General features: G+C 69.4%; 7 protein-coding genes. 6 read left to right on the top strand and 1 reads right to left on the bottom strand.

What is annotated here, in order from left to right; all coding sequences use genetic code 11:
• The first annotated feature begins 13 nt into the window (after positions 1-13).
• The 4 genes from ureE to H3H36_RS12715 are packed head-to-tail and all read left to right on the top strand — an operon-like array spanning position 14 to position 2,438.
• Positions 14-520, top strand: coding sequence for an urease accessory protein UreE (gene ureE, locus H3H36_RS12700; RefSeq protein WP_182218062.1), 507 nt, complete (start codon positions 14-16; stop codon positions 518-520).
• Positions 520-1,200, top strand: coding sequence for an urease accessory protein UreF (locus H3H36_RS12705; RefSeq protein WP_182218115.1), 681 nt, complete (start codon positions 520-522; stop codon positions 1,198-1,200). Before ureE ends, H3H36_RS12705 begins: the two co-directional genes overlap by 1 nt.
• 21 nt (positions 1,201-1,221) lie before the next feature.
• On the top strand, positions 1,222-1,869 hold the full coding sequence (gene ureG / locus H3H36_RS12710) for an urease accessory protein UreG (protein WP_182218064.1): 648 nt from the start codon (positions 1,222-1,224) through the stop codon (positions 1,867-1,869).
• On the top strand, positions 1,866-2,438 hold the full coding sequence (locus H3H36_RS12715; RefSeq protein WP_182218066.1) for a HupE/UreJ family protein: 573 nt from the start codon (positions 1,866-1,868) through the stop codon (positions 2,436-2,438). The genes ureG and H3H36_RS12715 overlap by 4 nt, the downstream gene beginning before the upstream one ends.
• Before the next feature lie 37 nt (positions 2,439-2,475).
• On the opposite strand, the gene H3H36_RS12720 is transcribed toward H3H36_RS12715, so the two are convergent.
• Positions 2,476-3,096, bottom strand: a complete 621-nt coding sequence (locus H3H36_RS12720; RefSeq protein WP_182218068.1) for a 1-acyl-sn-glycerol-3-phosphate acyltransferase — start codon at positions 3,094-3,096, stop codon at positions 2,476-2,478.
• Between the two features lie 232 nt (positions 3,097-3,328).
• Between H3H36_RS12720 and H3H36_RS12725 the strand changes: the two genes are divergently transcribed.
• Both H3H36_RS12725 and H3H36_RS12730 read left to right on the top strand, forming a co-directional pair.
• A complete protein-coding gene (locus H3H36_RS12725; RefSeq protein ID WP_182218071.1) occupies positions 3,329-4,717 on the top strand; it encodes a sigma-54 dependent transcriptional regulator in 1,389 nt (462 codons plus the stop codon).
• 324 nt (positions 4,718-5,041) lie between these two features.
• A partial coding sequence (locus tag H3H36_RS12730) for a hypothetical protein (RefSeq protein ID WP_182218074.1) occupies positions 5,042-6,216 on the top strand: 1,175 nt, incomplete at its 3' end.

Raw genomic sequence — 6,216 nt, forward strand, 5'->3', positions numbered from 1 at the left:
CGTCGAGGAACCCATGCTGACATTGCATACCAAGCTGCCCAAGGCCAGTACCGGCGACATCGCCGCCCGGTTGATACTGCCGTATGAATTGCGCGAGAAATGCCGCCTGCGCGCCACGCTGAGCACGGGCGAGGACGTGGCCGTGTACACCGTGCGCGGCACCGTGCTGCGCGACGGCGACCTGCTCACGGGCGAGGACGCGCGCGTGGTGCAGGTGGTGGCCGCCGCCGAACCGACCTACAAGGTCACCTGCGCCGACGCGCAAGCGCTGCTGCGCTGCGCCTTCCACCTGGGGAACCGGCACACGCAGGCCCAGGTGGGCGACGGTTTCCTGCGCATCCGCGCCGACGCCGTGTTGAAGGAGATGCTGGCCGGCCTGGGCGCGCAAGTGGAGGAGCAGATGGCGGCGTTCGAGCCGGAGTCCGGCGCCTACGGCGGCGGCCATGGCCACCACGATCATCATCCGCTGGCGCCCGTGCCGCTGCGCCAGAAGATACACCGGCCGGGTGACCCGGCATGATCTCCGCGTCCGCCCTGTTGCACTTGCTGCAGTTCGCCAGTCCGGCCTTGCCGATCGGCGCCTACAGCTATTCGCAGGGGTTGGAGGCGGCGCTGGAAAGCGGCATGGTGCGCGACGCCGCGTCCGCGCGCGCGTGGATCGCGCGCCATCTGCACGAGGTGATGGCGCAGTGGGAGGCGCCCGTGTGCTGGCGCTTGATGCAGGCCTACGCGCGGCGCGATGGTCAGGCCGTGGCCGAATGGACGGAGCGCTTCATCGCCTCGCGCGACAGCGCCGAATTCCGCGCCGAGACCATCCAGATGGGCTATTCACTGGCCCAGCTGATCGGGCAACTGGAGATCGCGGACGCAGACTTGCTGGCGCTGCTGCGCCGCATGCCCGAAGTGCCGCTGCCATCGGCCTACGCTTGCGCCGTGGCCGCGCTGGACCTGCCGCATGAGGCAGCGCTGCAAGCCATGCTGTTCGCCTGGGCCGAGAACCAGGTGCTGGTGTGCGTGAAGTCGGTGCCGCTGGGGCAGGTGGCGGGGCAGCGCATGCTGCTGTCGCTGCGTCCTGAACTGGAGGCGGCCGCGCAGCACGCGCGAACCGTGGCCGACGAAGACCTGGGCAACTGGGCGCCCGGCCTGTCGCTGCTGTCGATGCGGCACGAGGCGCAGTACAGCCGGCTGTACCGATCCTGATTTGTGAAAGAGAGAACCGACATGACAACCATCACTTCCAACCCGCTGCGCGTGGGCATAGGCGGCCCCGTAGGTTCGGGCAAGACGGCGCTGTGCGAAATGCTGTGCAAGGGCATGCGCGACCAGTACGACATGGCCGTCATCACCAACGACATCTACACCAAGGAAGACATGGAGATCCTGCTGCGCGCCGACGCGCTGCCGGCCGAGCGGCTGATGGGCGTGGAGACGGGCGGCTGCCCGCACACGGCCATCCGCGAGGACGCTTCCATCAACCTGGAGGCGATCGCGCGCATGCAGGCCGACTTTCCCGACCTGGACCTGATCCTGGTGGAGTCGGGCGGCGACAACCTGGCCGCCACCTTCAGCCCCGAGCTGTCCGACCTGACCATCTACGTGATCGACGTGGCCGGCGGCGAGAAGATTCCGCGCAAGGGCGGCCCCGGCATCACCCGTTCCGATCTGCTCATCATCAACAAGACGGACCTGGCGCCCTACGTGGGCGCCAACCTGGACGTCATGGCGCAGGACGCCAAACGCATGCGCGGCGCGCGCCCCTTCCTGTTCACCAACCTGCGCAGCGGCGAAGGCGTGGCCGCCGTCATCGACTTCATTCGCGAGCAGGGATTGCTGGGACCAGATCATCACATCGCAAAGGAGCTGACATGAAGAACCTCAAGCCACTATTGGCCGGCGCGCTGGCGCTGGCCTGCGTGCCGGCGCTGGCCCATCCCGCCGCCGGCGCCCATGCGCACGGCTTCGCGGCCGGTTTCATCCATCCGTTCACGGGACTGGACCACGTGCTGGCCATGCTGGCCGTCGGCATCTGGAGCGTGCGCCAGCCGCATGCGCGCGCGCTGCCGCTGGCCTTCCTGGCGATGCTGTTCGTGGGGGTGGTGACGGGCGTGGCGGGGCTGGTGATTCCCGAACTGGAAACCGGCATCGCGCTGTCGGTGGCGGTGATGGGGGTGCTGATCTTCGTGGCGGCCCGTCTGCCTGCCGCCATCGGTGCGCTGATGCTGGCGGCATTCGCCATCTTGCATGGCAACGCGCATGGGCACGAGATGCCGGAGGTGGCCAGCGCCATGGGCCTGCTGGTGGGCAGCGCGCTGCTGCTCGAGACGGGCCGGCTGCTGGGCCGCGTGAGTCCGGCGCTGCTACTCAAGCTGGCCGGGGCGATGATCGCCGCGGCCGGGGTGATGCTGGCGGCCGCCGCGGCCGCGTCCAACCTCGCCTGAACCTGCCGCGTGGTTCCTCGCGGTTCCTCGCGGTTCCTTATTTCTCGCGCGGCTCCTGGCGGCGTTCGGACAGCACGATGGGCGCCGCCTTTTCCGGGTACAGGCCCAGATGGCCTTCGTAGCCGGCGCGGATGGCGGCCATGTCGGTGGCCTCGTCGCCGGTCAGGTGCACATGGTCCACCAGGCCCAGCGTCTTGTTCGGGTAATCGATGTAGACCAGGGCCAGCGGCACCTTGGCCTCCAGCGCCAGGTGATAAAAGCCGCTTTTCCAGTTGGGACGGTAGCTGCGCGTCGCTTCCGGCGTAATGCCCACCCAGTACCAGTCGGTCGCGTGCATGCGCGCCGCCTGCGATTTGATGGTGCCGCTGGGCGTGCCCCGTTCCACCGGCTCGCCGCCCAGCCAGCGGAACCATTTGCCCAGCGGCGACTTGAACAGCGTATCCTTGGCCAGCCAGCGGAACGGCAGGTCGAGCGCCCACTTGCCCAGCAGGCCGATCGGGAAATCCCAGTTCGATGTGTGGGGATAGATCACGGCGATGCCGCGTGGCCCCGGCAGTGGCCGGTATAACATGCGCCAGCCAAACAGGCCCAGCAGGCGCAGCGACGTACGCTGGCGCCAGGTGGGCAGATCACTCGGCCGCAACAGATAGTCGGTCATGCTCATCACCCCGTCGTTCTTATAATTTGTTTTATTTTCACTATTGACAGGCTGGCATATCGCTAGTCAAAAAATCCGCCCGCATTCTATCCGGGCGCGGCCGGGGCGGCAAGCTGTTCGACGCTCGTGAGCCGTCGAGCCCGGCTTATCAAGGGAACAATAGGACGCCTTCCCGGTCAAAACAAGTTACGCCGGGCGATCCGTGCGGCGCGAGCTCCTGAACGGGTGGCACATGAATACGATTCCCATCTTATGCCTGGCCATCGGCGACCGGGGCCAGCTGGACGCGGCGGCGGACGCGTTGTCCGGCTGGACACTGTGTCCCGTGGCCGGGTTGAGTGAAGCGCGCCGCGCCTTGCGCCTGCGCCCCGCCGCGGTCGGATTGCTGCTGTTCGATGATGCACCCGGCGGCGAGGACGCGCTAGACGCCTTCCTGCGCGAGCATTGGTATATGGTGTGGGTCGCCGTGTTCCATCCGCCGGCGCTGCGTGTGCCCGTGTGGCGGCGGCTGGTGCAGGAACATTGTTGGGACTTCCACACCTGGCCGCTGGACCCGGTGCGGCTGTGCCACACACTTGGCCATGCCCAGGGCATGGCCGCCTTGCGCGGCGGGCCGCCCGGCGGCGACGGGGCGGGTGCGCCGGGTTCGCCTGAGCACGCCGCCGGGACCCGCTGCGCGCCGGAGGGGACGCTGACGGGCCACAGTGCCGCCATCGTCCGCTTGCGTAGCCAGATCGGCAAGGTGGCGGGCGCCAGCGCGCCCGTGCTCATCTGGGGCGAAAGCGGCAGCGGCAAGGAGCTGGTGGCCAAGGCCGTGCATTTGTGCTCGGCGCGTGCGGCCGGACCGTTCGTGCCCGTCAATTGCGGTGCCATGCCGGCCAGCCTGATCCAGTCGGAACTGTTCGGTTATGAGCGGGGGGCGTTTACCGGCGCGGCGCGCGACAAGCGGGGGCTGATCGAGTCGGCCGAGGGCGGTTCCCTGTTTCTCGACGAAATAGGGGACTTGCCGATGGAACTGCAGGCCAACCTGTTGCGCTTTCTCCAGGAAGGCACGATCTGCCGCGTGGGCGCCACCCGCAGCGTGGCGGTCAATGCGCGCGTGATCGCCGCCTCGCACGTACAGTTGCAGCAGGCCGTGCAGCGGGGCGCCTTCCGCGAGGACTTGTATTACCGCCTCAATGTGCTGGCGCTGGACGTGCCGCCGCTGCGCGAACGGCGCGACGACGTGGCGGCGCTGGCCGAGCACTTCTTCCAGCTGTATGCGGCCGAGCGCGCGCCGCGCTTGCGCGGTTTCAGCGCGCGGGCCATGCACTTGCTGCGCGAGCATGACTGGCCCGGCAATGTGCGCGAGCTGATCAACCGGGTCCGGCGCGCCATGGTGATGGCGGAGGGACGGCTCATTTCCGGCCCCGACCTGGGGCTGGCCGACGCTGCTGCGCCACCGGATGGCGCGCCGCTGGGCGATGCGCGCAGCCGTGCCGAGCGCGATGCCATCGACGCCACGCTGTCGCGCTCAGGATGCAACATGACCGTCGCCGCGCGCGAGCTGGGCGTGTCGCGCATGACCCTGTACCGGCTGCTGGCCAAGCATGGCATGACGCCGCCGTCACGGGCCAGCTAACCGTAGCGTTGTCACGGGCGTGTGACGACTTGGGACCAGGCATTTTTCAGCCGCGTGGCCCCTGCTGGGTTGGCACGCTCGCCTGCTTCCCGCCGCGCAGGGCTGCCGAGACCGCTGGCGGCCGTCACAAGGTTGAGACAAAGCCGATGCGGGCGCCGCGCGCGGCGGCTGTTTGCAGACCCAATCCCACACGCCTTTTCCTTGTATTTCAATGGCTTGGCGCGGCGACGCAGCCAGTGGCATCAACCTTGCGATGACAGCCTGGCCGGCACATGCATCCGGCCAGCAATTTACCGATCAACCCTTGGAAGCCAGGAAACCGCCATGAAAAGAACTCTGATCAGTACGGCCATCGCGCTCGCGTTCAGCGTCAGCGCGTATGCCCAGACGACGCCCACCGTTTCGACCGCACAATCGGGCGCAGGTGCGATCGCCAACGATAACGCCAGCGCCTCGCAGGACAGCAGCAGCAACCGCAACAATGACAGCAGCAACAAGAACAATAACAACAACAGTTCCGGCGGTGCGGCCGCCAGTGCCGTTGGCGCCGTATCGGCCAACAACGGGGCGACCGCCAGCTCCGCGTTCAGCAATTCGTTCAACAATTCCAACGCCACGGCCACCAGCAACCTGAACGGCTCGGTCAGCAATAATTCCGTCCAGAACATCGGCAACACGGCCAGCAACGCCGGCAACAGCACTGGCGGCGGCGCCGCCGGCGGCACGGGCGGCGCGGGCACGGGCGGCATGGTCACCGCCACCGGCGGCGCAGGTGGTGGTGCCGGCGGCGGCAATGGCGCGGCCGGCGGCATCGGCGGCACGGCCACCAACGGCAGCGCCACCAATGGCGATGCGTATGGCGGCGGCGCCAGCGGCGGCGCGGGCGGCGCGGGCGGCGCGGCCGCCAATGCCACCAGCGGGGCCGGTGGCGCGGGTGCGGCTGGTGGCGCGGGCGGGGCGGGCGGCAATGCCGGCAACGCCGGCGGCGGCGCTGGCGGCATGGGTGGCGCGAGCGGCATGGCCATGGGTGGCGCCGGTGGCAACGCCGGCGGTTCCACCGGCGGCGCCGGCGGCAATACCGGCATGGCCACGGGCGCCAGTGGCGGCATGGGGGGCAGCACGGGCAATGCCGGCGGTGGTAGCGGTGGCGCTGGCGGCGCCGGTGGCCTGGGTGGTGCGGGTGCGGCTGGCGGCGGTGCCGGCGGCGCCACGTCCACTGCGAGCAACATGCCGGGCGCCGGCGCTGCCAGCTCCGGTGGCGCGGGCGCGACCAACAATCACGGCACCTCGGGCGAGACGACGCCTGGCACACCGCCCAGCCAGGCGGCCAGCGCCTCGACCGGCACCAGCACGGGCGGCGCGGCAACGTCCGGTGACAGCAACAGCACCGCTGGCGCCTCCAGCGGCGGCGCGGGCGGCGCGGGCGCGGCCGGGGGCGCCGGTGGCGCGGGCGCGACCGGCACGGCAGGCAGCAACACGGCCGGCGCCGGTGCGGCGGG

Source organism: Rugamonas fusca, assembly GCF_014042365.1.
Taxonomy (GTDB): domain Bacteria; phylum Pseudomonadota; class Gammaproteobacteria; order Burkholderiales; family Burkholderiaceae_D; genus Rugamonas; species Rugamonas fusca.